The organism is Rhizobium mongolense subsp. loessense (assembly GCF_900099775.1).
GTDB lineage: Bacteria > Pseudomonadota > Alphaproteobacteria > Rhizobiales > Rhizobiaceae > Rhizobium > Rhizobium loessense.
In genome coordinates, this window is record NZ_FMTM01000005.1 from 426,972 (window position 1) to 449,193 (window position 22,222).

11 protein-coding genes and 3 pseudogenes are annotated in these 22,222 nt (G+C 57.9%); 7 read left to right on the plus strand and 7 right to left on the minus strand.

Annotated features, from left to right (window positions below; translation table 11 throughout):
* Positions 1–184 precede the first annotated feature (184 nt).
* Positions 185–979 carry a 4'-phosphopantetheinyl transferase family protein gene (locus BLP23_RS19355; protein WP_092586454.1) on the plus strand — a complete coding sequence of 265 codons (795 nt, stop codon included), beginning with the start codon at positions 185–187 and terminating at the stop codon, positions 977–979.
* On the opposite strand, the gene BLP23_RS19360 is transcribed toward BLP23_RS19355, so the two are convergent.
* From BLP23_RS19360 to BLP23_RS19375, 4 genes are all read right to left on the minus strand, one after another.
* The gene (locus tag BLP23_RS19360; protein ID WP_233426765.1) at positions 903–2,498 is read right to left on the minus strand and encodes a glucosamine inositolphosphorylceramide transferase family protein; all 1,596 of its coding nucleotides are present in this window, start codon (positions 2,496–2,498) and stop codon (positions 903–905) included. The genes BLP23_RS19355 and BLP23_RS19360 overlap by 77 nt on opposite strands.
* 49 nt (positions 2,499–2,547) lie before the next feature.
* Positions 2,548–10,146: a hybrid non-ribosomal peptide synthetase/type I polyketide synthase gene (locus BLP23_RS19365; protein ID WP_092586456.1), complete on the minus strand. Its 7,599-nt coding sequence runs from the start codon at positions 10,144–10,146 to the stop codon at positions 2,548–2,550.
* Positions 10,143–12,062, minus strand: a complete 1,920-nt coding sequence (locus tag BLP23_RS19370) for a non-ribosomal peptide synthetase (RefSeq protein ID WP_233426766.1) — start codon at positions 12,060–12,062, stop codon at positions 10,143–10,145. Before BLP23_RS19370 ends, BLP23_RS19365 begins: the two co-directional genes overlap by 4 nt.
* A gap of 265 nt (positions 12,063–12,327) precedes the next feature.
* Positions 12,328–13,185: a glycoside hydrolase family 16 protein gene (locus tag BLP23_RS19375; RefSeq protein WP_092586458.1), complete on the minus strand. Its 858-nt coding sequence runs from the start codon at positions 13,183–13,185 to the stop codon at positions 12,328–12,330.
* 143 nt (positions 13,186–13,328) lie between these two features.
* Here BLP23_RS19375 and BLP23_RS19380 point away from each other — a divergent pair, with 143 nt between their 5' ends.
* The 5 genes and pseudogenes from BLP23_RS19380 to BLP23_RS35340 all read left to right on the plus strand — a co-directional run.
* Positions 13,329–14,762, plus strand: coding sequence for an O-antigen ligase family protein (locus BLP23_RS19380; RefSeq protein WP_092586459.1), 1,434 nt, complete (start codon positions 13,329–13,331; stop codon positions 14,760–14,762).
* Positions 14,759–16,015: a polysaccharide pyruvyl transferase family protein gene (locus BLP23_RS19385; protein WP_092586460.1), complete on the plus strand. Its 1,257-nt coding sequence runs from the start codon at positions 14,759–14,761 to the stop codon at positions 16,013–16,015. The genes BLP23_RS19380 and BLP23_RS19385 overlap by 4 nt, the downstream gene beginning before the upstream one ends.
* Before the next feature lie 248 nt (positions 16,016–16,263).
* Positions 16,264–16,971, plus strand: coding sequence for a Crp/Fnr family transcriptional regulator (locus BLP23_RS19390; protein WP_092586461.1), 708 nt, complete (start codon positions 16,264–16,266; stop codon positions 16,969–16,971).
* 383 nt (positions 16,972–17,354) lie between these two features.
* The gene (locus tag BLP23_RS19395; protein WP_092586462.1) at positions 17,355–18,122 is read left to right on the plus strand and encodes a LuxR C-terminal-related transcriptional regulator; all 768 of its coding nucleotides are present in this window, start codon (positions 17,355–17,357) and stop codon (positions 18,120–18,122) included.
* Between the two features lie 773 nt (positions 18,123–18,895).
* Positions 18,896–19,054 (plus strand): annotated as a pseudogene (locus BLP23_RS35340) (transposase); the annotation flags it as partial.
* 22 nt (positions 19,055–19,076) lie between these two features.
* On the opposite strand, the pseudogene BLP23_RS33255 reads toward BLP23_RS35340, so the two are convergent.
* Positions 19,077–19,215: pseudogene (locus BLP23_RS33255) on the minus strand (IS630 family transposase); the annotation flags it as partial.
* 64 nt (positions 19,216–19,279) lie between these two features.
* Positions 19,280–20,581: a glycosyltransferase gene (locus BLP23_RS19405; RefSeq protein WP_092586463.1), complete on the minus strand. Its 1,302-nt coding sequence runs from the start codon at positions 20,579–20,581 to the stop codon at positions 19,280–19,282.
* 684 nt (positions 20,582–21,265) lie between these two features.
* Between BLP23_RS19405 and BLP23_RS19410 the strand changes: the two are divergent.
* Positions 21,266–21,639 (plus strand): annotated as a pseudogene (locus tag BLP23_RS19410) (Tn3 family transposase); the annotation flags it as partial.
* 37 nt (positions 21,640–21,676) lie between these two features.
* Here the strand turns inward: BLP23_RS19410 and BLP23_RS19415 are convergent.
* Positions 21,677–22,222: TolC family protein (locus BLP23_RS19415; protein WP_167363941.1), on the minus strand; the 546-nt coding region annotated here is incomplete at its 5' end.

The window sequence follows — 22,222 nt, forward strand, 5'->3', positions numbered from 1 at the left end:
GGAGCATGGCCAAGGTGCCCATAAGCGTAACTCTCTACCGACTTTGGATAGCTTGCCTGTCGGGCCGCAGACCAGACAAACTGGTGCTCCGTGCAGGTGACGCCTGCTGCCATTCTGAGCTTGGCTGGCAGACAAACGGCGGTCCTGATCGCTCTCTAAAATCTGTCGGCAGGGGGTGGGGATAATGCGTGACGGCTTGAGCGCTGATGTCATCGATATCTGGATATGGAACCTGGAGGAAGCGAGCACTTCGCAGGCACCTTATCTCGCAACGCCATTGACGGCCCGCGAGCTCGATACGGCAGCGCGTTTTGTTCACGAGCGTGATCGCCGCAGGTTCGTTGCAGGTCGGTCGGGGCTGCGCCGAATTGTCGGAAGCTACCTCGGGATCGAACCTAACCGCCTTAACCTGAGCTACAATGCGTATGGAAAGCCGCGCATCGCAGCGTCGAACGGCAGGATGTTGCATTTCAACCTCAGCCATTGCGGCGGGATGGCGGCGCTTGCGGTATCAAGCTGCTACCAGGTCGGGATAGACATAGAAGAGGTCCGGCCCCTGAAGGAAGACAATGTCAGCCGTTTCCTGTCGCCGAAGGAGGAAATGAGCCTCGCCGCACTTCCGGCCGCAGAGTATCGTCGGGCGTTTTATTCCGTCTGGACACGCAAAGAAGCCTTCGTCAAGGCGATCGGCGTCGGTCTCTCGTTTCCTCTGGATGCATTCGACGTCACCGTTGGCGATAGTCCTTCGCCGCGCCTTGAGCGCCTGGATGCAGATGGGAATAGGCCGGCGGATTGGAGTCTGTTCGACCTCGAAATGCCACCTCCATTTGTCGGGACTCTTGCGGCGCTGACCGGCGGAAGGCATGTCAGCTTGAACTATCAGGACGAAAACGCCCTGTTTATCATGTCAAGCGCGCATCCAGAACGTAACGATTGGCCGCCGCATCAAAATGATGGCAGCCAAGCAGGCCTTTCTTGAAGTCCGGCGTAATCGTTCGTATGCACCGCTCGCTGTAGCTGTCGAGGCTCAGCTCGTCGATTTCCATGATGTTCAGTCCATATCCGTAGATGCCGTAGGCATTGCGCTGCGACGGCCTATAGAGGCGGCCGCCGCGTTCGAACATGCGTCCGGCATTTCGCGCCAGCGTGCTGTCTATGACGACCGGATTACGCCGGTGCGGCGTCACGCGCTCGAGCTTTGGACCGTCGACCTCGAAGACATAGAGTTCGCTGCAGTGATCTTCATAGTCGTGGAAATCCGACAGATTGGTGAAAAGCCACCATTTTCCTCCATGATGCATCAGGACGCTGTCGGCGGCCGACCTGCCTTCGAGCGCCGTCGAGTACAATTCCCATTTCAGGGGAAATTCGACGCAGCGCCAGATCTGTATCTGGCGCGATTGGTGCCGCTCGGGCATCATAAAAATATCCTCGCCATCCTTGAAGACAAAGGGATAGGAAAGGTGGTGCTCGCAACGCAAGGCTATTCCGAGGTGTTCGAGCTTGTCTCCGCGGAAGCGCCCGACGGCAATGTGGGCATTCTTCTGGCCATCCGCATAGGCTTCGCAAAAGAGGTAACATTCGTTCTTGTGTTCGAAAAGGAACGGATCCGCCTTGATCTCGTTCATCGTTGGCGGAATTTCAACGGATTGCTGTGGGTCGAAATCCTCGATGTGGCCCCCGCCGGTATAGAGGGCCCAAACGGACGAACCGGAATGAAGCTTCTTTCTCAACATTTTGATGCAACGTGCGGCGAGGTCGCCAGCAAGCGTCGCAACGTAGCGGCCAAGGTCTGAAGCGGACGGCGGGGGGATTGCCGGGATGGGTCGGCGGGCGATCACATGCAGTTGCCGCGTTTCGGCAAGGCGTCTCAATTCGCGCATAAGCAAGGTCACGCCGCGCTCCTTTATGGAGGCGGCAACGCGCGCAGCACTTGTCTTGGTATTGAAGGAGGAAGTCGCGATGATGTCAACGCTACCGTCTGGTGTTCCGGATTTATAAAGCAAGAGTTCAACCGATGCCGCCTTCGAAATTGTGCCACGATAGGCGAACCAGTCGACATTGTCCGAGACCTGATCGCTGCAACTCAACGCCCATTCTCCGAACGGCAACGCATCACTTACGCCTGATGGCAGGCCCGAGGGCGTCATACGAATGACGATGTCTACTTCGAGGTCCTGCATCAGGCGTCGAAGGATGTCCTGGCTCTCCGCCATTTCTAAATCGCGCGATCCCATGTCGTCGAACCGCTGGGTTTCCGGCGAAAAGGATTTCGGCAGATAGGGGGTCTCGTGGGTAAGGAACCTGCGTTCCAGACGAGCCTCGAGTCCGAAGAGCTTCGGCACCCGAACCGTAGGTGCCGCCTGATGCAAGATGATGCTTGCAATATCAAAAAGAGGCTCGGACGCAAGCCGGTCAAGCACCATCAATTGCCATGCTTCGAGCCGATCCCTCGACTTTGCCAGGACCGCAACTTTCAAAGGTCTGTGTGCTGCCATTCCCATCCACGTGGCCTCCGGAAACTGACGAATGTCTGACGGATTGCACTCAGTGAGCTATTCCGCCTGATGACGCGTCCGAGGAGACTTCAAGGCGCGCGGATATGAGGTTTGCCAGGGCCTTGCCGGAATCTATCAGCGAGTCCTCATGCCAGCCTTCCAGGTCGAGCACTGGCGTGTCCTCGGCGACGGCGTTCCGCCAGCCGAACCTTAACTTTCGTGCCCGGCTATTGTGCGCCTGACTGCGCACTAGGACAATTGATGAATCTCTGATCGCCGGGTCATTGTGATGCGCGGCTGCGGAATTCATGAACGCCGTGACCATCGCATTGGCACGATCTGATTCCAAAGGTTCGGCACTTTTCACGTGAAGAAGCTGCATCAGTTTCCACGATATGTTGAAGTGCCTGAAATAGTCCAGGGCGGTAATGTCCCCCTTCACCAGCTTGCTGGTGAAGTGCAAGACCCGCTTCGCACGCCTCTCCGTCTGCCACCACATTAGGCGGCTCTTGGGCAGCGATGATACAAACGTGGGACACCAGCTATCGATGGCAGCGGTACAGCGCACGTCTATACCGCTTTCGCGCAACTGCCGGCTGATCTCCATGACCAAAATGCCGTTCACACACAGACCGACCAGGGCCAAACGACGGGTTCCCACCGGAATTTTCATTGCTTCGATCGCTTGTCTGGCTATCTCTTCCACCGACATGTCCGCCGGTGCGCTCGTCAAATCAGCGCTGAACATGTTCAGGTTGTGAACGGAAATGCTGTCGTCAATCTCGGTGGCGAGCGCGTAATAGAGGAATGGATGATTGAACGTATAGACAACAGCATCGCTGCTGCCTGTCTTGCATGTCACCAATTCCCAAAGGGACGAATCCGTGTCAACGCCTTCCAGTGTTTTGGCGATTTTTGCCGTGAAATCCTGGAATGTCCGAAATTTGGAAATCATTTCGGGATTTAGAACGATCTTGTAGGCCGCCTCTACTTCTTCCTGGAGTTTTGCTGCTAGAACGGAGTTGCCGCCGACGGCAAAGAAATCGTCATCAGGCTGCAGTTGGTCAACGTTCAAGACGCTGCACCACATTGAGGACAGGCGTTTGGACAGCTTCTCTCGCCGCCGGATCTGTTGTTCGGCAAACATGGCCAATTGCGCGATAGACGGGTAGCGCAAGAGGTGCTTGGCTTCGAGCGGGAGATTGGCGTCCAGCATGCGCGCTGCCATGCGGAAAATCGTGAGGGAGTCGGCTCCAAGCGCATAGAGATTGTCATCCACGCCGATATCCTGGCTCCCGAGTATGTCCTGCCAAATAGCCGCAAGTTGCACTTCCATTGGAGTTCGCGGTTTGGTCTTTTTAGCCTCGGTGACATGGGCAGGAATTCCACGCTGCTGCAACGTCTTGCGATCAAGCTTGCCGTTGCCTGTCTGCGGCAATTCGCTGACGGTCACCCAGTAGGTCGGCACCATGTAGCGCGGCAGCTTCGCCGTGACGAAGTCCGAGAGCTCGGCGGCGCTCGGCTCGGCGCCTGCTTCCAGTACGATGTATCCAACGAGCAATTTGCCGTCAGCCTTTTTCTCCGCAGCGACAACCGCGCATTGGCGCACGCCGGGAGCCTTCGAAACGACAGCTTCGATATCGCCGAGTTCGATGCGGAAGCCGCGGAGCTTGATCTGCTGGTCTCGGCGTCCGAGCAGTTGCAGCGAACCGTCGGCAAGGCGGCGTCCGACATCGCCCGTCCGATAGAGCCGAGTTGGTCGGTTCGAGCCGAAGGAGATCGGAACGAAGGCCTTCTCGGTCAGATCCAGCCGGTCGAAGTAGCCGTTCGCCAGGCCCTCGCCGCCAATGCACAGCTCGCCGGTGACGCCGATGGGCGCGATGTCGTCGTTGCGGTCGACGATGTAAAGCTGAGTATTGGCAATCGGATGGCCGATGGTGATCGGTGCCTCAGCGTCGGTAATGCGCGCGACGGACGACCAGATCGTCGTCTCCGTCGGGCCATACATGTTCCAAAGCTCGCCGCCGATTTTCAGCAGAGATTTGGCGAGTTCTTTCGGCATGGGCTCTCCGCCGCACAGCATCTTCAGGTGCCGTTTGTCCTCGAGGCCGGCCTCGACAAGCATCTGCCAGAGCGTGGGGGTCGCCTGAAGCACGGTCGCACCGCTCTTTTCCACGAGATCGACAATGGCGAAGCCATCCTGCACCTGTTGCCGGTCGGCAATCACCATCTTCCCACCGGTAATGAGCGGCAGGTAGAGCTCGAGCCCCGCAATATCGAACGAGATCGTCGTCACCGCAAGGATCGTATCCCGATCGGTGAAGCCGGGCTCCTTCGCCATGGAGAGGAGGAAGTTCGTCAGCGCCCGATGGGACACTTCGACGCCCTTGGGTGCCCCGGTCGAGCCGGAGGTAAAGATGACATATGCAGGGGCAGCGGAATCGGGCGGCAGAGCGTCAAGCGCTGTGCTGGTCATTCGGCCTATCGCCTTTGCTTCCTCGTCGATGCGAATAACGGGAATGTTTGCGGGGGCGAGGGACGCCATGGCATCGCTGTCGCATATCAGGCCGCCGACGCGCGCGACGTCGAGGGTCTGGCAGAGGCGCTCCTCAGGATGGGAAAGATCCATGGGCACGTAGGTGTGTCCGGCCTTCATGATCGCCAGCAGCGCCACGACCATGTCTAGCGACCGGTCGACGAGCAGGGCGATGCGCTGGCCGGGCTCGGGAATCGCCTCTTGAATATATCGGGCAAACTGATTGGAGCGGGCTTCCAGCCTGCCGTAAGTGATGGAGCGGCCGCCATGTTCGGCTGCAATCGCATCGGGCTGCTTCGACGCCTTGCGGGCGAAGAGGGAGACCACGTGCTCATCTCGCGGATAGTTTGCCGCCGTGTCGTTCAAGCCATCGATCAGCCAGCCGCGTTCGTCTTCGCTCAACAACGGCAGCCTCGAGATCTCGACGTCGATGTTCTTGGACAGGGCTTCGGCGAGCGTTGCGAAATGCTGGATCCAGCGCTCGATTGTCGATCGGTCGAAGACCTCCGCATTGTATTCGACATCGATGCGAACGGCGTTTTCTTCTTCAAACGCGCAGAAGAACATGTCGAAATTGGAAAAGCCCTTCACGTTGTTGGCCATGTTTGCCGTCAGGTTCCCGAAGGGCTGATCTGCTGCGGTGTGGTCCAGATTGAACTGGATTTCCGTCAATGGCAGGCGGCGCGAATCCCGCTTCACGCCGAGTTTGCGCACGAGCGTGCCATAGGTGCAGGACTGATGCTCCACCGCCTGCAGAACAAGCCGCTGCGTTGCCCTCAGATGGTCGCAGAAGGACGTTTGGGATGCGACGGTCTGGCGGATTGGCAGGAGATTGACGCAATGGCCGAAGAGGATCGCTTCTCCGATCAGGTTCTGACCGGCTGCAGGAACCGCGATCACGATGTCCTCTTGCCTGGAAAGCCGGGAGACGACGACCTGCAGCATCGCCAGCAAGGTTGAAAACAGCGTTGCACCGGACTGCGCCCCAGCTTTTTTCAGCGCCTTGTAGACATCGCCGTCGATGTAGCCCGTGCAGGTGCCACTCGCGAAGTTGCGATGTTCGGGCCGCGTCCGGTCCAGCGGCAGTTCCGGCAGCTCCGGAATCTCCTTGAACTGATCGAGCCAGAACTGCTCGTCCTTCTCGGATTTTTCGGGTGAGGGCGCAAGCTTCGTCGCGTAGGTGGCAAAGGAGAGCGCCGGTTCGAATTGCGGTGTCTCGCCGTTGCGGAAAGCCGCATAGGCTGCCGCCAGCTCGTCGAGAAGCACACTGATCGACCAGCCGTCGCAGATGATGTGGTGTCCGCTGAAGACGAAGACATGCTTGTCGACTGCCAGACGCGCGATGAAGGCGCGGGCAAGCGGGCCGTCGACGAGGTCGAACGGCGTTCTTGCATCCTCGTCGAGCATCTCCCGAAGCTGCGCTTCGCCGTCGGGCCGGCCGGCGAAATCCACCAGCGGCGCCTTCAGCGCGAAATCGTCGGCGAAGCGGAAGTAATCGCCAGCGCGACTGAAGCGGATTCGAAGCGCATCATGGCGATCCGTCACAAGGCTCAGTGCCTTTGAAAAGGCAGCTTCGTCGAACTCGCCGTCCAGTGTAAGCGAAATGGACAGGTTAAAGGAGCAGGACGCTTCATCGCCGGTCTGGGCTGCCAACCAGATCTCCGTCTGAGCTTCCGTCAGCGGGACGGATTGCAGCCTTTCTGCGGGCGTGACCGACGCATCTACCGCTTCGGACGGGGCAGCAGCTGGAGCCGGAGCAATCGCTAGTGCCGCCTGCGCCAGGTTTACGGCTGCGGCGCTTTCTGCAACCGCCATCGGTGTGGAGGTCGCCGAGGATTGCAGCAACTGGAGCTGCTGGGCGAAGAGTGATTGGAGCAGTTGAATCTGCGATTGAATCATGGCCTGCACTTCGCCCATCGATTCGGACGGCGAAGGGGAAGGTGCAAGAGGCATCTCTGGCGCGGCAGAAACCGCCACCGGTGCAAGAAGATGCGCCGCAGGCGGCGGAGACGCTGCCGGCGCTTTCTCCGGCATTTTCTCATCGAGATGTTTCGCCAGGTTGGCGATCGACGGAATGGTGCTCAGAAGATCGCGGAACGAAATCTTGACGCGGTAGTCTTTCTCGATCCTCTGCGCGAATTGTCCGATGAAGAGGGAATCGAAGCCCAGCTCGATAAATGTCGCCGCGACGTCAGCCCCGCTCAATGCATTGCCTGACATCTCGGTGAGAGTGGCCAGCAATTCGCATTCAAGCGCGGGGATACGATCGGCGGAAGAGGGGGCGTTCGGTGGAGCGACGCTGACAGTTGCCGGCATTTGGATCGCAGCCGAAGGTTCGACCACGATTTGCAGCTCGGAGCGAGACATCGCGTAAGAGCCTGCATTACGGCGCGCCGATGGAGGCGCATCGATCCAGTGACGCTGGCGCTGGAACGGGTAGACCGGCAGATCAAGGTGTGCCGTTGCGCCGTTGGGCAGTTCCGGCCATTCGAGGACGCAGCCAGCCATCCACAATCTGCCTTGGGCGCCGGCGAAGACATCGGCAGCTTCGGGCGCGCGATCGTGCTCGGGCAGAGACTGGATCACGGTATTCATATTGTCCCGTGCAACGGTCTGCGAAGCAAATACGGAGAGCGTCCGCCCTGGACCAACCTCCAGGAGTATGGGTTTCCTGCCGTCGCAAAGCTTCGCGAGGCCAGCGGCGAAATGAACGGCGTCGCGGCAGTGTCTTGCCCAGTAATCCGGCGAAGTGCCCTGCTGCGCCGTCTGCCAGTCTCCGGTCACGCAAGAGATATACGGAACCGTTGCGGTTCCGTAGGTTACCTTGGCCGTTTCCTCGTAAAGTGCGGCTGCCGCCTCGTTCATCATCGGCGAATGGAAGGCATGCGACGTGTGTAGGCGGCTGAACGCAATGCCGCCAGCTTCGAGCGCTGAACAAACCTCGTCGATCTCCGCGAACGGGCCGGAGATCACCGCCAGCTTCGGAGCATTGACGGCGGCGATCTCGACATCGCCTTTCAGGTAAGCGGAGACGGTTTGCGCGTCGGCCCGAACCGAGACCATCGCGCCTTGCGGCTGGCTTTGCATGAGACGCCCGCGGCTGGAGACAAGCCGGAGTCCATCTTCGAACGAAATCACGTTGGCAAGCGTTGCCGCTACGAACTCGCCGACGCTGTGGCCGATCATCGCGTAGGGCCTGAGGCCCCGGCTCATCCACAGTCGTGCCAGCGCATATTCGACGAGATAGAGGCATGGCTGAGCGATGCGCGTGTTACGCTGCTCGTCAGCCATTGACTCCGGCACCGGTCCGGAATGGCAGATGAAAATCCGAAGATCAAGGCCGAGCATAGGCTTCAGCAGTTCGGCGCCCCTGTCGATCCAGCGTGCGAATTCCGGTTCGCTTTCATAGAGTCCAGCACCCATGCCGACATATTGCGCGCCTTGTCCCGGAAACATGAACGCGACCGGAGGGGCGTCCGAGGCGATGGAATCCACAGTGCGTTCCGCGCCGAGCTTTTCTCGCGCCTCTTCGACGGTCCGCGCCGATATCGCAAAGCGATGGCTGAACTCGCATCTGCCGTTCTGCAGCGTTGCGGCGACGTCGGCGAGCGAAATCTCCGGACGCTCGGTCAAGTGAGCGCTGAGATTGGCGCGCATAGCCGACAAGGCTGCCGGATTGCGTGCCGACAGCGGCAGGATGTACGGCTTGGTGACGTCCGAGCATGTCTCGCGGGCTTCGCCAATCGCTTCTTCGAGAATGACGTGGACATTCGTGCCGCCGACGCCGAAGGCGCTAACGCCTGCGCGGCGCGGATGTCCCTGTGCCGGCCAGTCCATCATTTCGGTGGGGATATAAAAGGGGCTCTCCTCGATATTAAGCCGAGGGTTGGGGCGGCTGTAGTTGGGCATCGGCGGAATCTTCCCGCGATGAAGCATCAGCGCTGTCTTGATGAGACCAGATACGCCTGCAGCACAGTCCATATGCCCGACATTGCCCTTCACTGAACCGAGCGCACAGCTCTCCCGCGCGTCCGCAATGTCGAGATAGGCCTCCTTCAGGCCGCCGAACTCGATGGGATCGCCCAGGGGCGTCGCTGTCCCGTGGCATTCGACGTATCCGATCGATGCGGCTGGCACTCCTGCATTTGCAAGGGCGGCGGAGATCGCCTCGGCCTGTCCGCGGACGCTCGGTGCGGTGAAACCGACCTTGTCGGACCCATCATTGTTGATGCCGTAGCCGCGGATGACTGCGAAAATCCGATCGCGGTCCTTTCGCGCGTCTTCCAGCCTCTTTAAGAGTACGACGCCTGCGCCGCTTGCAAAGACGGTTCCATCCGCGTTCGCATCGAACGGCCGGCAGGTGCCGTCGGCCGAAGCCATGCCGCCTTCCTGGTAGATATATCCCCGTTTTTGCGGCAGCGTGATGGACACGCCGCCAGCGAGCGCCATGTCGCAAGCGTAGGTCTGTAGGTTCTGGCAGGCCTGTGACACGGCAAGCAGCGAGGTCGAGCAGGCCGATTGCAGCGTGAAGGCGGGGCCGCGCAGATCGAACTTGTAGGCAATACGAGTCGCGAGCGCGTCGTTGAGCGCTCCAACGAGCTGCTGAAAACAACCGATCTGATAATTGGAGGCGAATTCCTCGGCTTTGGCACGATCGCCAAGGACGTTGTTGATCAGATAGGTCGGCATCGACGAGCCGGCAAAGACGCCGATCATGCCCGGATAGCGATGCGGATCGTAGCCGCCGTTTTCGAGCGCTTCCCAGCAGATTTCCAGGAAGACGCGATGTTGCGGATCGGTGAGTGCTGCCTCGCGTGCAAACATGCCGAAGAATTCGGCGTCGAACATGTCCACGTCCGGAAGATGCGGGCGGGCAGCGACATAATTTGCGGCGGCGCGTTCTTCGTCGGTGAAGCTATCTTCGATTTCGTCCGGCGCGAATATCGAAAAGGCATTCCGGCCATCACGGACGAGCTCCCAAAGCGCTTCCACGGACGATGCGCCCGGGAAGCGCCCGGACATGCCGATGATCGCGATGCCGCCCGGACCCTGATCGTCCTCGATATCAATTCGATCGAGATCGGCGCGGGCGGTTTCGTGAATTCCCGTCATGAAGCGCTCCTTCGGAACTGGGACATGGTTTTCCTCTGCAGTGCCGCCCGCTGGGTAGCGGCGATGGATCGCGCGGTGTTCTGGGATTTGCCCTCGATATGGCGGGCAAGCTCGCGGATGGTCGAATGCTTGAACAGTGCGACGACATCCACGGCGCGTCCGAGCCTTGCTTCCAGTCCCGCATGCACCTGCAGAAGCTGGAGAGAGGTACCGCCGAGATCGAAGAAGTTTCTGTCGAGATCGATCCCTTCGGCACCCAACGCCTCGCTCCAAAGCTGCGTCAGTAGCGTTTCCGCTTGTGTGCTTGCCACGGCTTCCGCATCGGGCCGGGCGGCCTCGACCGGTGGCGGGAGGAGGCTCGCGCGGTCGACCTTGCCGGCCGGGGTGAGCGGGAATGCATCGACCACGACGGTGGCACTCGGAATCATGTAGACCGGAAGTGTGGCCCGCAGCCTCGACATGACCTCTTGTGGGAAAGCCGGATCGCTAAGCGCAGTTTCCGCGCGCGGGCGCAGATAGGCGACGATACGTTTCAGGGCGGGACCCTGGAGGTGGCAGAGAACGATGGCGTCGGAGAGTGCCGGGTCGTTCCTGAGGGCAGTCTCGATCTCGTCAAGCTCGATGCGCTTGCCGTTTATCTTGACCTGCCGGTCGCGGCGTCCCTTGAAGCTTACCGTGCCGTCGGGCTGGAGAAGGGCGATATCGCCGGTCAGATAGCAGCGTTTCGGGCCGGCCTCCGTGGCGACCATGACGAATTTCTCCGCGGTGCGCTCCGGACTACGGAAATAGTCGATCGCCAAGCCGTCGCCGGATATCGCAAGCTGCCCCTCGCGGCCAGGCGGAAGTTCCCGCAATTCCTCGTCCAAAATGCAGATCCCGGTATGGGCGATCGCCTTGCCGATCGGCAGCTCTGTCTCCGCAAAGTCTGGCGGTACGGTGAAGGCCGCTGCAAACACGGTAGTTTCGGTCGGGCCGTAGGCGTTGCTCAGCCGGCAGCCGGGATAGCGCTGGAGGAATCGCCGGGCATGCACTGGAGAGCCCACGTCGCCGCCGAAAAGCACATGGCGCAGTCTCGGCAGATCGCCCCCTGCATAGTCCGCGAAGAGATTGAACAGCCCCGTGGTGAGAAAGGTCATACTGACGCCGGTGTCACGCATGACGCCTGCCAGGCGCGCCAGGGAGAAATCGGCATCGGGCATGACGGCGAGTGTGCATCCGTTTAGCAGCGCGCCCCAGATTTCGAAGGTTGTCGCGTCAAAGGCGATTGTAGCGGCATGAAGGATGACGTCGTCACGTCTGAAATCGATATAGTTCTGATCGAGAACGACCCGCGCGATGCTGCGGTGGGCAATCGTAACGCCCTTCGGCCGGCCCGTGGAACCGGACGTGTACATGATGTAAGCCGGGTCGCTGCCAGTGACCTCGATGGCCCGTCGTTTGGCGACGGCGCTGTGTGTGAGCCTTCCAATCACAACTCCTGCATCGATGATCGTGCCGCGCAGGTCGGGGACGGAGCTAGCCCTTAAAGCGGATGCCGCATCGACGAAGACAACCTTGGGGGCGCACTCGGCGGCGACATAGGCGAGATGCTCTTCGGGATAGGCCGGATCGAGCGGTACATAGACCCCGCCGGCCTTCAGGATCGAAAGCATGCAAATGACGGTATTGAGCGCGCGCGGAAGCAGCATGCCCACGACATCGCCCTTTCCGATTCCAAGCTCCGCGAGGTGCACCGCCAGGGCGTCGGACAATCTGTCGAGCTCATCGTAGGTGAGACGCTCGTCGCCGAAGACAATTGCCGTCGCCTGCGGAGCGATGCGAGACTGTTGACGTACGATGTCTTGGAGAGAGCGGTCCCGGTCATATGACACAACAACATCGGCTTCGTTCGTTTCAAGAAACGCCGGATCAGTCACTGATTTGCCCCCAATCATTGCCCTGCAGGAGATCGTCCAATCGAAAGAATGAGGAGACAGGATTTCATGATCGAGGAAAATCGCCAGTTGATCATTGGGATGACAGCAAGTGCACGAAAGTCTTAGAGGGCCGGTTTTCCCATACCCTGTCCCATCTGGAAGCCGGCCCGCGCACGTCTGCTAACGCCTTGTGATACATACGTTTCTTTTGAATGCGAGCGGGTAATTGATTGGATGCGGGGTGAGCCTCCGTCAATGCGGAGCGTCACTTGACGCTGTAAGCCCGGATGTAATCCACGAACATATGGGAAGGATCGGGAACGTCCATTTCGCCAGCGTCTTTCGCCAGTCCCAGATTGACAAGGATATACATCGGCTGGCGGTGCTCCGGCTGGGTTTTAGTTTTCCAGACCAGCTTCTCGTCGAAATACATGCGGATGAATTCGGAATCTATTTTCACGCCATATGTATGAAAGTCGGTGGGCCTTGCGTCGCGGAACACCTCGATACGCGAGAAATCCGAATAATGCCCGCCACCGCGGTGCCAGACATGAACGGTCGAAGAATATCCTTCCGGTTTGTCTCCGTAGAATTCAAGAACATCGATCTCGGCAGTCGATTTCGACCTGTCCTTGCCAATCAGCCAGAAAGCTGGCCACACGCCAGGCCCGATGGGCAGCTGGGCGCGCGTCTCGAAATATCCGTAGCACTGCGAAAAGCCAATTCCCTTGGGGTCAACGGAGGCAAGCAGCCCGGAACGCCAATCGCCCTGGGCGTTGCGGGCCGCCTCGATGCGCAGAACGCCGTCGGTGATGACAAACGGAAAACCGAGTTCGGGATTTGCAAAACGGGCGCCGCCGAAATCGCCGGACCACGGCGTATGAGCGATCCAGCGGGTTCCAGGCCCCCAGGCCGACACGCTGAGATCGTCGAAGTTGTCTTCGAAAGTGAGCTTCATCTCCTCGGTATCGATTTGATCGCCGGTGTCCCCGGGCACGCAGTCTTCGGCATGTGCCAGGCCGGCGCACAGAAGCGCGGCAGCAATCACGACGCCCAGCCGGCGGCCAGACGATCGCGGCCAGCCTGTACGACGAAGACAGGTTTTGGGCGTAAACGTTCTCATGCCGCGGACCGTACCGACGCGAACTTTCGCGGGAAAGGGCTCAATTCGACCGAAGGACTACCGCAAAGGGCTTAAGGCGGACGTAAATACAAGCCGCTTCGGCGCATGATAGCTTTCCTATTGAAGAAAACTGGGTGCGGTGGATGCGGGTCGAATTCATTGGGCTGATGACCATTCTGCTGGGGGCAATTCTGGTGTTCGCCCCGGTCAGGCATTCCTTCACATGGATGATGCTGTCGACTGCATTCGGCGCGGCGGCAGCCATTGCGCTGCCCGGAATGGGCGGAGCGTCAATCCTGGTGCCCAACCTCCTTCTGCTGTTTTTCGTTGTGCGCATCTTCATGGCATTCGGGGAGGGACAGTTCTTCGCTGCAGTCTCTCCGTCGCGCGCTGGATTCATCCTGCTGGTATTGACGGTCTTCGGACTGTTTACGGCATTGTTCTTTCCGCGGGTGTTTCAAGGAATGACGGAAACCATGATCGTTGAGCGGTCGGTCGGCCTGCGAAACATAATTTCGCTCGTGCCGCTGCGTGCCTCGTCGAGCAATATAACGCAGACCGTCTATGCCGTGGGCGGCCTGGTGGCTTTCGCCAGCACCTTTGCCTTCTTCAGACGCGCAGGCGCACACGACGATCTGATTAAAGCCGTCTTGGTCACCGCGACGGTGACGTTGAGCTTCGCACTGGCCGATATCGTCACCTATTTCACTCGAACGGAATATTTGCTCGGCTTTGTCAGGACGGCAAACTACGCGCTGCTGACCGCTGCCGAAAAAGGCGGGCTGAAAAGGATTTCGGGGACTTTTCCGGAAGCATCGGCATTTGCTGGCTATACGCTGGTGCTGTTTGCCATCATCGCCAGCCTCTGGCTCGAAGGCGTCCGTGGCCGGGCAATCGGCCCTTTGACGTGGCTTCTGTTCATCGCATTGCTCTTTTCGACATCGGCGACAGGGCTTATCGGCCTTGCGATAATTGTTCCGGTCCTTTTCTTGCGATCGGTTTTCCGGTCGCCCGCCGACCGATCTCACCAGCCAACGCTCTTTATCGCCGGCTCGGTCGCGGCGGCCCCGCTTATCGTGTTTCTTGTCCTGGCGACGCTGCCCGGGCTTTCGGCAAGCGTTGCCGGCTTCTTTGACGAGATGCTGTTTTCGAAAGCCGACAGCCAGTCGGGACAAGAGCGTGCGGACTGGAATGCCGTTGCCTACAAGACGTTCCGCGACACATTAGGTTTCGGTGCGGGGCTGGGCAGTGCACGGGCTTCCAGCTTCGTGTTGGTGCTGCTTTCCAATATGGGGGTGCTCGGCGCGTTTTTGTTCGCGCTGTTCATATGGTCCGTAATGTCGTTGAAGCCGCCCATTGGGTCGTCGCAGTTGAATGAATGCGGTGCGGCGATACGCGCCGCGAAAATGGGGATCCTGGCGGTGCTGGTCACGGCTTCCATATCCGCAACTGTCTATGATCTCGGGCTGATGATCTACATTCTTGCAGGCGCCACGACCGCCCTGACTGCGCCCTATCCGCTCCGAGCGAAGGTCTCGACCTCTAATACCATGAGCTTACAGGAGAGGCGGTCATGAGCAGGATGCCGTTCAAGATCGTCGTCTTCAACGTCAAATACAGCGAGAACCTTGGCGACGGCATATTGGCTCTGTGCATCGAGCACGGCCTTTCGCAAACGGGCGGCGGCATCGAGGTGGAGACTGTCGATCTTGCCGGTCGTCACGGGTTCGGCGGTGCAAACAGCGGCCGGCGCCGGCATCTGCTTAAGCTGCTTCAAAGGTTGCCAAAGCCTGCGCGGCGGCTGGCTGTCGGGTTCGTCGTCGGGCGAGCTCTCCGGCGGCTGCGTGGGGAATGGGAACGGAAGATTGCCGCGGCGGATGCAGTCGTCATCGGAGGCGGCAATCTTTTCCAGGACGACGACCTGAATTTCCCGTTAAAGATCGGAACAGTTCTGGATTGTGTTCGTCGCTTCGACCGCCCGCTTGCGATTTATGCTGTCGGCGTAAGCTCCGATTGGTCAGTGCCAGCCAGGCGACTGTTCGCCCGCATAGGCGGCGTGCGGCTGCTGCACGTCTCGGTACGCGACAGGTTCGCTTACGATAGCTGGCGTCGTCATTTTCCGGTCGGTCCAGTTCCGGATATCATCCCTGATCCCGGGCTCCTGATTGCCCAGATAGCCGATACGACGCGCGTACCGAGCGCAGGAACGACAGTCGCCATCTGCGTCACGGAACCGGTCGTGCTCACGCGGCATGCCAGCCAGACAGGCCCGATACCGCTTGGGGACGCGGTTGGGTATCACAAGCTCGTAAACGCGCTGATCGAGGACGGATTCAGCGTCATGCTGTTCTGCAACGGCGCCACGGAAGATCACATTTTCGCGAGGACGATCGTGAACGAAGGCTCGATGGTACGTCATCTTACTTCAGGCTTACTCCATCTGGCCGATCGGCCTGCGGACGTAGGGGAGTTGCTGGAGCTGCTGAATGCCGCGGATGCCATCGTTTCCCATCGCCTCCACGCCTGCATCGCCGCCTATTCCCTGCGCATTGCGCATGTCGGACTTAGCTGGGATAAAAAGGTCGAGGGCTTCTTCCGCTCCGTCGGGCGCGAAGCCTATTTTGTGGATGAAGAGTATGTAACGGTGAGCGAAATTCCTGCTCTTCTAAAAGCCGCGCTCGCCCAAGGTATTGATCAGGAAAGATATAATCTGACGATGGACTGTGCGGAAACGGGAATGCGGCGCTTGCGATTTGCGCTGCGGCCGGGCCTGGTCAGCGAATATCCGATGTCGGACGACGTGCGAGGCATTGCGATCGGCCCTCGTTGAACTCCGCTTGAAAGACCAGATGGTCCCTGGATTGCCGATCACAGCGGAGCGTTGTTTCCCGTCGCCCGCAAAAGATTCAATGTATGCGCGTAAAGTCCTGCGGCAGGCTGCATCACCGCAACTCCCAAGCAACTTAAGCAATATGGAGTAAGCGACATGGCAAAAGACGCATGATATTGTGTATTTTCCAACCTTAAGATTATACTTTTGTTCAGTCAAAGCGGATGTTCGCTTACGGGGTTTGGGGAATGGTAACACTGACCACCGCGGAATATGAGCTTTCGGCAAGTCGTCATCTGAAGCGTCGCGAATTTGCGGGGGGGGCGTACCGAGGTTACCAAGCCGGTGAAACGATCTTCGAGGTCGGAAATCGCCGGGCCCGCATCTTCTATCTTGTCAGCGGCTGGATAATAACCTGGAAGCTGCTTCCAAATGGCACACGCATGGTGTCCGATTTTTCGCTTCCCGGCGATATCGTGTGGACTGCTTCGGCGGAATTGTCGCGCGAGACGATGCAGGCGCTCTCCAACATCCGCATCTACGAGCTGCCGGCGCTTGGCGATCGAAAGCCCGAGAGCGCGTCGAACGACCTGCACCGCGCGCTACTCCTGGAGATGGTGCGCTGTCAAGCCCGGCTGACCGAAAGGATGGCGAATATCGGGCGCCGCGATGCTTTTGCCCGGACGGCGCATCTTCTTCTCGAGCTGGCCGTCCGGCTGGGTGTCTTCCAGCACGAGTCGGCGGATGGTTTTGAATGTCCGCTGACACAGGCCGAAATCGGCGATGCCGTCGGTCTTTCGACCGTCCATATCAATCGCGTCCTCAAGGATATGCGGCTCAGCGGCCTGCTTGTATTCAAAAGTGGCGTCGTCGAATTCCTCGACAGGAAGAAACTCGAGGAACTGGTCGATTTCGATCCCAGCTACCTGGCGGCGCCGGCGGAGCGCCGGCTGTAAATTCCTAAAATACTTCCAGGTGTTTTGGGGCTACTCGAAAGAAGAGCCGGCAGCGCATCTCTGTGGATAATTCTATAAAATATGAGGGTTATTCACAATATTCGTAGCTCTTTGTGGCTAAAGTGATTAGGTGCAATGTTGTTGTGCCGTAAGAAATAAGTTCTAGATGTGATCTTTTATGAGTAGTGGTTAACATATGTTAATGCCGACATTTATAATTAATGCAAGTTTAATGTTGGGCGTTTGGATTTCATACGACTGTAAAAGTACTTTAGATCAGGCCCCAAAGTTTGATCTAATCGTATGATTTGCAAGTAAAGCGTATGTATTTCAAATTGGTCTCTAGTTTTGGCTGCCAATTTTGTTGAGAGTAGGAGTCGGCTATGAACGGGCAACAAATAACCAACGAAAATACTGGTATCGCAAGGACAACCCGCCTCATTTCCTTGAAGGCGAGAGATCCGGTACGGAGTCTGTCGTCGGCGAATTTCGTCACGACGGAAGAGCATGCGGAGTACCTGCTGCTGATCGATTCGCGGGCGCTTGACCGGGAGTGCCTGTCACGCAGTCTGCGCGAGTATCAACCGGCCTTGAACATCATTTCCGCCAATTCGCTGGAGGACTGGCAGAACCAGCATATCCAGCATGATCCTGCCGTCATCCTGTTGATGATCGGCGGAAAGAAGATCACGGATGCCGATGTGGGCCAAGCGATCGCGAAATTGACCGAGAAGTTCAAATCCAGTCCTGTCGTCGTGGGGGCGGAAAGCGACGAACTTTCGCAAATCCTCAAAGCGCTGGAATACGGCGCCCGAGGCTACATACCCACCACTGTGAGTATTGGCGTTGCTGCAGAAGCGATCGGCCTGGCACAGGCTGGGGGAATTTTCATTCCCGCGAGCAGCATTCTTGCTGCAAGGCACGTGATCAGTGCTGTCAGCAACGGCATGAACTGCACCGATGAACTCTTCACGCCGCGTGAGGCGGTCGTGGCGGAGGCCTTGCTGCGCGGCAAGGCCAACAAGATCATCGCGTATGAAATGAAGCTTTGCGAAAGTACAGTAAAGGTTCACATCCGCAACATCATGAAAAAGCTGAATGCCACCAACCGGACGGAGGTTGCCTACAAGATCAGGGATTTCATGCATTGATCGTGCGTGGTTACTGTTGAACTCCCCGAACTGCTGTGAAGGCATTACATGCTTTTGCGGGCGGTGCCATCTCGAGTGCCACCTTGGTAAGGGGTGGAATGCGCGGTTCGCCTGCGAAGGAGCCGAGCTTCGATGCTTGATGGCCGAGAAGGAAGAGAATCTGTCCCCGGCGCCCCACAAGCGGGGACCCTGTTACTCTGTAAAAGACTGAAAACTGCTCGATATTCTTGGGGCCAAAAAAGCCGGGCTCGCTTCAGAAAAGAAGCGAGCCCTTCCGCAAGGAGCTTTTCGCGGTCATTAGCCCGCGAGTATTAGCTGCCGCATTTGGAATTGGCTCTACTCGGTACTGCCCCCGATCCCGACGCAAGGATGCCATACTCCTGCACGAAATCAATTAATCCCTTTGGGTGATAGCCGAGCGGGGCGGTTCCTCTCCTTCTTCCGGCACAGGAAGCGCGTGCGCGATCGTCATGGAGCGTACCCGGGCGTAGGGCGGGTAATCCGTTTGTAGAAATGTTCAAGACCGGGAATCCGTGATCTGATGCTTGAGAGCGGTATCATCCTTGCGAGACCGTCTCATTACTCCTCCGATGAAGGGAGAAGGGCTCGTCAATAGGCAGGACGGGTCCTTTTTCCTTGGCCGCGCGCCGTCGCGCCGCATTTGTTTTCATGGCATATCTTCGCCGACGGCGGTTATGCCGGACCGAAGCTGCGGGGCGCTGCAAAAAATGGCTACGTTCACTTTCCAGATCGTCAAAGGGCTTCGAAGTCCTTCGCGTCGCTGGGTCGTGGAGCGCACCTTCGCATGGCTTGGAAGGTGCCGAAGATTGGCCAAGGATTGGGAGAAATCCATCGCTTCCGCAGAAGCGTGGATCATCATCGCCCACATCCGCGTCCTAACCCGACGCCTCGCAAGATACTATGTTTATTGACGTCTTTTCGAGTCAGTCTCTAAGGCTTCGGGTGCTCGTTATGGCATTCGATGAAGCTTCGGATGTCAGCATCGAGCGGCATTGTCGAAGTGTAGCTGCCCGCGGGTCTGTTCCGCAAACCAGCGTTCGACCTGATTGATCCATGACGCCGAGGTGCACGTGGTAGCGCGGCCGTTTATACTCGACCGAGTTTTGGTAAGCAGATCGTCGATTTTTGTGATCGAACTAACGAGTAGGGCCGAAAAACCGTTTTTGCTTCGTGGCCACCCCACCGCTATCACGGGGGGCAGGTACAACACTTTTCACAGTTTTCGCCACTATTTCGTTAAAGCAAGAAATTGAATAATTATCGCCGTAATATTTCAACGTCATGATTTCTTGTGATGACCGAAAATCATGATCGCATAGCAATTTAACAGCACCGTCCGCGAGCTTTTCTGCATCGTCACTTTTGACAACAACGTCATTCAAAATTGGCTCATCAGCCAGCCCATCAAATGCATGAGACGTCCCAACAGGAACACGTCCGTAGGCCAACGCTTCCAAAACCTTGATCTTAGTTCCACCGCCCCAAGTAATCGGCGCCACAACCGCTGCCGCCTGTTCATATTCAGGTGTCAAATCATCTATGAACCCGAGAAGATCCAGGTTTTTTCGGCGTTTCCAAACTTTGGACAAAGCATCAGAGACACTCCCTGCGATACGAAGCCTAGCCTCTGGAACCTTCCTCAGAATTAGAGGCCAAGAATTCTCTATAAACCACGACATACCATCTGAGTTCTGTGCCTTGGACCACTGACCAACTGCGAATAAAATACGAGATTTCGCGTTAGATTGAGAAAGCCGAACAATTTCACCTCCATCATTCGACAGCGGAAGATTAGGCAATGTTGTTGCAGTAATCTTTGATATAAGCGCCGTATCCGTCTCCGAAGCGAGAAAAACGTGGTCAGCACGCTCTAGTATCCGTTGACCCAGATACTCTGCTCCTCCGAGCATACGATGCAGATATGCTCTTACAAGGATATTATACCATGGAACCACATTGAGCTGCGTGGTCACGCGACTGGGTTCCCAATCATCGGCATCAACTATTAGGGGAATGTTGTCGACATCAAGTAAGCCGGAAACGGCCGTCGGGCGACTCAACCTAGCCACCACAAGATCGTACTTTTTGGAGGCAACTAGGTCTTCGATCGCTTTACGCGCGCCAATGTCTACCCGCAGCCCTGCCGCAGCGAGCTTTCTGCCCCATATCATTCCTAACGCGCGAAGTGCCTTATCGGCATGTGCATAGATTTTTCCTTGGCCTCCGATTTTAACAGATTGCTCCAACATCAACGAACCATCAGCGAAGAGCGGAGACAGTTCATGTGAGATGTCATGATCTGCCCCTCTGTAATTTAGGTAAAAGATACCAACCGACCCTATCTTTTTCAGCGCATCGATAAGCAGTCTTGATCTAATGCCACCTCCAGTGCGATCAATCGGAAATGGAGGAAATGACGTTATAAAAAGAATTCTCATGCGACCACCTTTAGGGGAATTACCCTGTGCGCTTTATAACATATTGTCATAGATATTTAAAGAATGGCTAGAGATTGCAGATTAGAAACGCGACACCATAATGTCGATATATACTCAAAGATCAAGATTGATATTTAATTCTGTACGCAAATGGTAGCCGCCAATCGGGTGGGTTGCGTAGCCAGATTGGCGGCTGGCCGCTCATGTTGCTGAATATACTTTAGATCCCATGAGGAGTGAACAGCGGCCGGCGCTCTGGCAGAGTGAGGCTGAGTAAAGCACTCGCTCGGAAGGAGTAGGTTGTGGAAACCACACCCGTTCAATCAGAAATGCAGACCTGTCCGCACTGATCTTGCCGCATATGTGGACGTATGGACCCCGCCCCATTGCAACAGGTCGGCTAGATCAAGATCGTCGGTCACAACTGCTGACGTATAACCGGCTTCATGATGCGGCTGGACAACGTCGTCGCCGCGAGCCCCGATGGATTTTCGCGCACTTCTCACCTCATCGGCTCCTAGACATTGGCCGAAGCCAAGCCGGTCCACACACCAGGTTCGGGAAGCGACGGAATGACCGTTCCACCATCGCCTACCATTTTGCTGCAATTGCTGGGGTGAGACTTCCTTCTGTTATTCCTTCGTTTGCCGCTTCGCGCCTAAGCTGCTTTCACCGACGGTGCGGGCTCTCAGAGAAGTTGTCCGTCTGGAGCGCTCGATATTCACGCTCGATTGGCTGAGGTACATTGATTTGCAGCGCCGGGCTCAGATCGGGTTGAACAAGGGGGAAGCCCACCATACCCTCAAGCGAGCTGTCAGCTTCAACCGGCGTGGAGAAATCCGAGACCGTTCGTCCGAGGGACGGCATCACCGCATTGCCGGCTCAATCTGCTCACTGCCATCATCATTTATTGGAACTCATGGAAGCTCGGCGAAATCGTCTCCGACCAAATTGCCCGCGGTGAGCAGGTCGATCTGGCTCTACTGCCTCACGTCTCGCCGCTCGGATGGGAGCATATTACACTAGCAGGGGAATATCGGTGGTCGCCCTTAAGGTAGTGAATCGCCCCTCCCGCAAACAACCCCTTTGGCTTTATCAGCTCTTTGTGGGTCCCTTTGCCACGGTGGCGGAGACAGAGTTGACCTTGCCGCCCGGGGCATAGCCGCCGCCGATGGCGACGTTGAGGGAGACGTAGTCCTTGGCCATCTGCTGCACGGCCGCCGCCAGGCTCGCCTGGGCCAGCGACACCTGGCGCTGGGCGTCGAGCACGTCGAGCAGCGAGGAGGCGCCGTCCTTGTAGCTTGCCGTCGACAGTTCCAGCGATTCCTGCGTCGTCTTGACCTGGGCGCGCAGCGCTTCCACCGTCTGGGCGTCGCGGCGCACCGCCGACAGCGCATTCTCCACCTCCTCGACGGCGTTGAGCACCGCTGCCTTCCAGGCGAGATAGGCGGTCTTGGCGTCCGACTTGGCAATGTCGACATTGGCGCGCAGGCGGCCGCCGTCGAAGATCGGCAGGTTGAGCGTCGGGCCGAAGGACCAGGTGGTCAGGCCGCCGCCGCGGCCACTGGCCGGGTTGACCCAGGTCGGCGAGATCGAGCCGGACAGCGCGATCGACGGATAAAGCTGCGATTGGGCGACGCC

Bases quoted from the DNA above. Each gene is read 5' to 3' on its own strand.
- BLP23_RS19355 (WP_092586454.1), top strand. From the start codon at position 185: ATGCGTGACGGCTTGAGCGCTGATGTCATCGATATCTGGATATGGAAC.
- BLP23_RS19360 (WP_233426765.1), bottom strand. From the start codon at position 2,498: ATGGCAGCACACAGACCTTTGAAAGTTGCGGTCCTGGCAAAGTCGAGG.
- BLP23_RS19365 (WP_092586456.1), bottom strand. From the start codon at position 10,146: ATGACGGGAATTCACGAAACCGCCCGCGCCGATCTCGATCGAATTGAT.
- BLP23_RS19375 (WP_092586458.1), bottom strand. From the start codon at position 13,185: ATGAGAACGTTTACGCCCAAAACCTGTCTTCGTCGTACAGGCTGGCCG.
- BLP23_RS19380 (WP_092586459.1), top strand. From the start codon at position 13,329: ATGCGGGTCGAATTCATTGGGCTGATGACCATTCTGCTGGGGGCAATT.
- BLP23_RS19385 (WP_092586460.1), top strand. From the start codon at position 14,759: ATGAGCAGGATGCCGTTCAAGATCGTCGTCTTCAACGTCAAATACAGC.
- BLP23_RS19390 (WP_092586461.1), top strand. From the start codon at position 16,264: ATGGTAACACTGACCACCGCGGAATATGAGCTTTCGGCAAGTCGTCAT.
- BLP23_RS19395 (WP_092586462.1), top strand. From the start codon at position 17,355: ATGAACGGGCAACAAATAACCAACGAAAATACTGGTATCGCAAGGACA.
- BLP23_RS19405 (WP_092586463.1), bottom strand. From the start codon at position 20,581: ATGAGAATTCTTTTTATAACGTCATTTCCTCCATTTCCGATTGATCGC.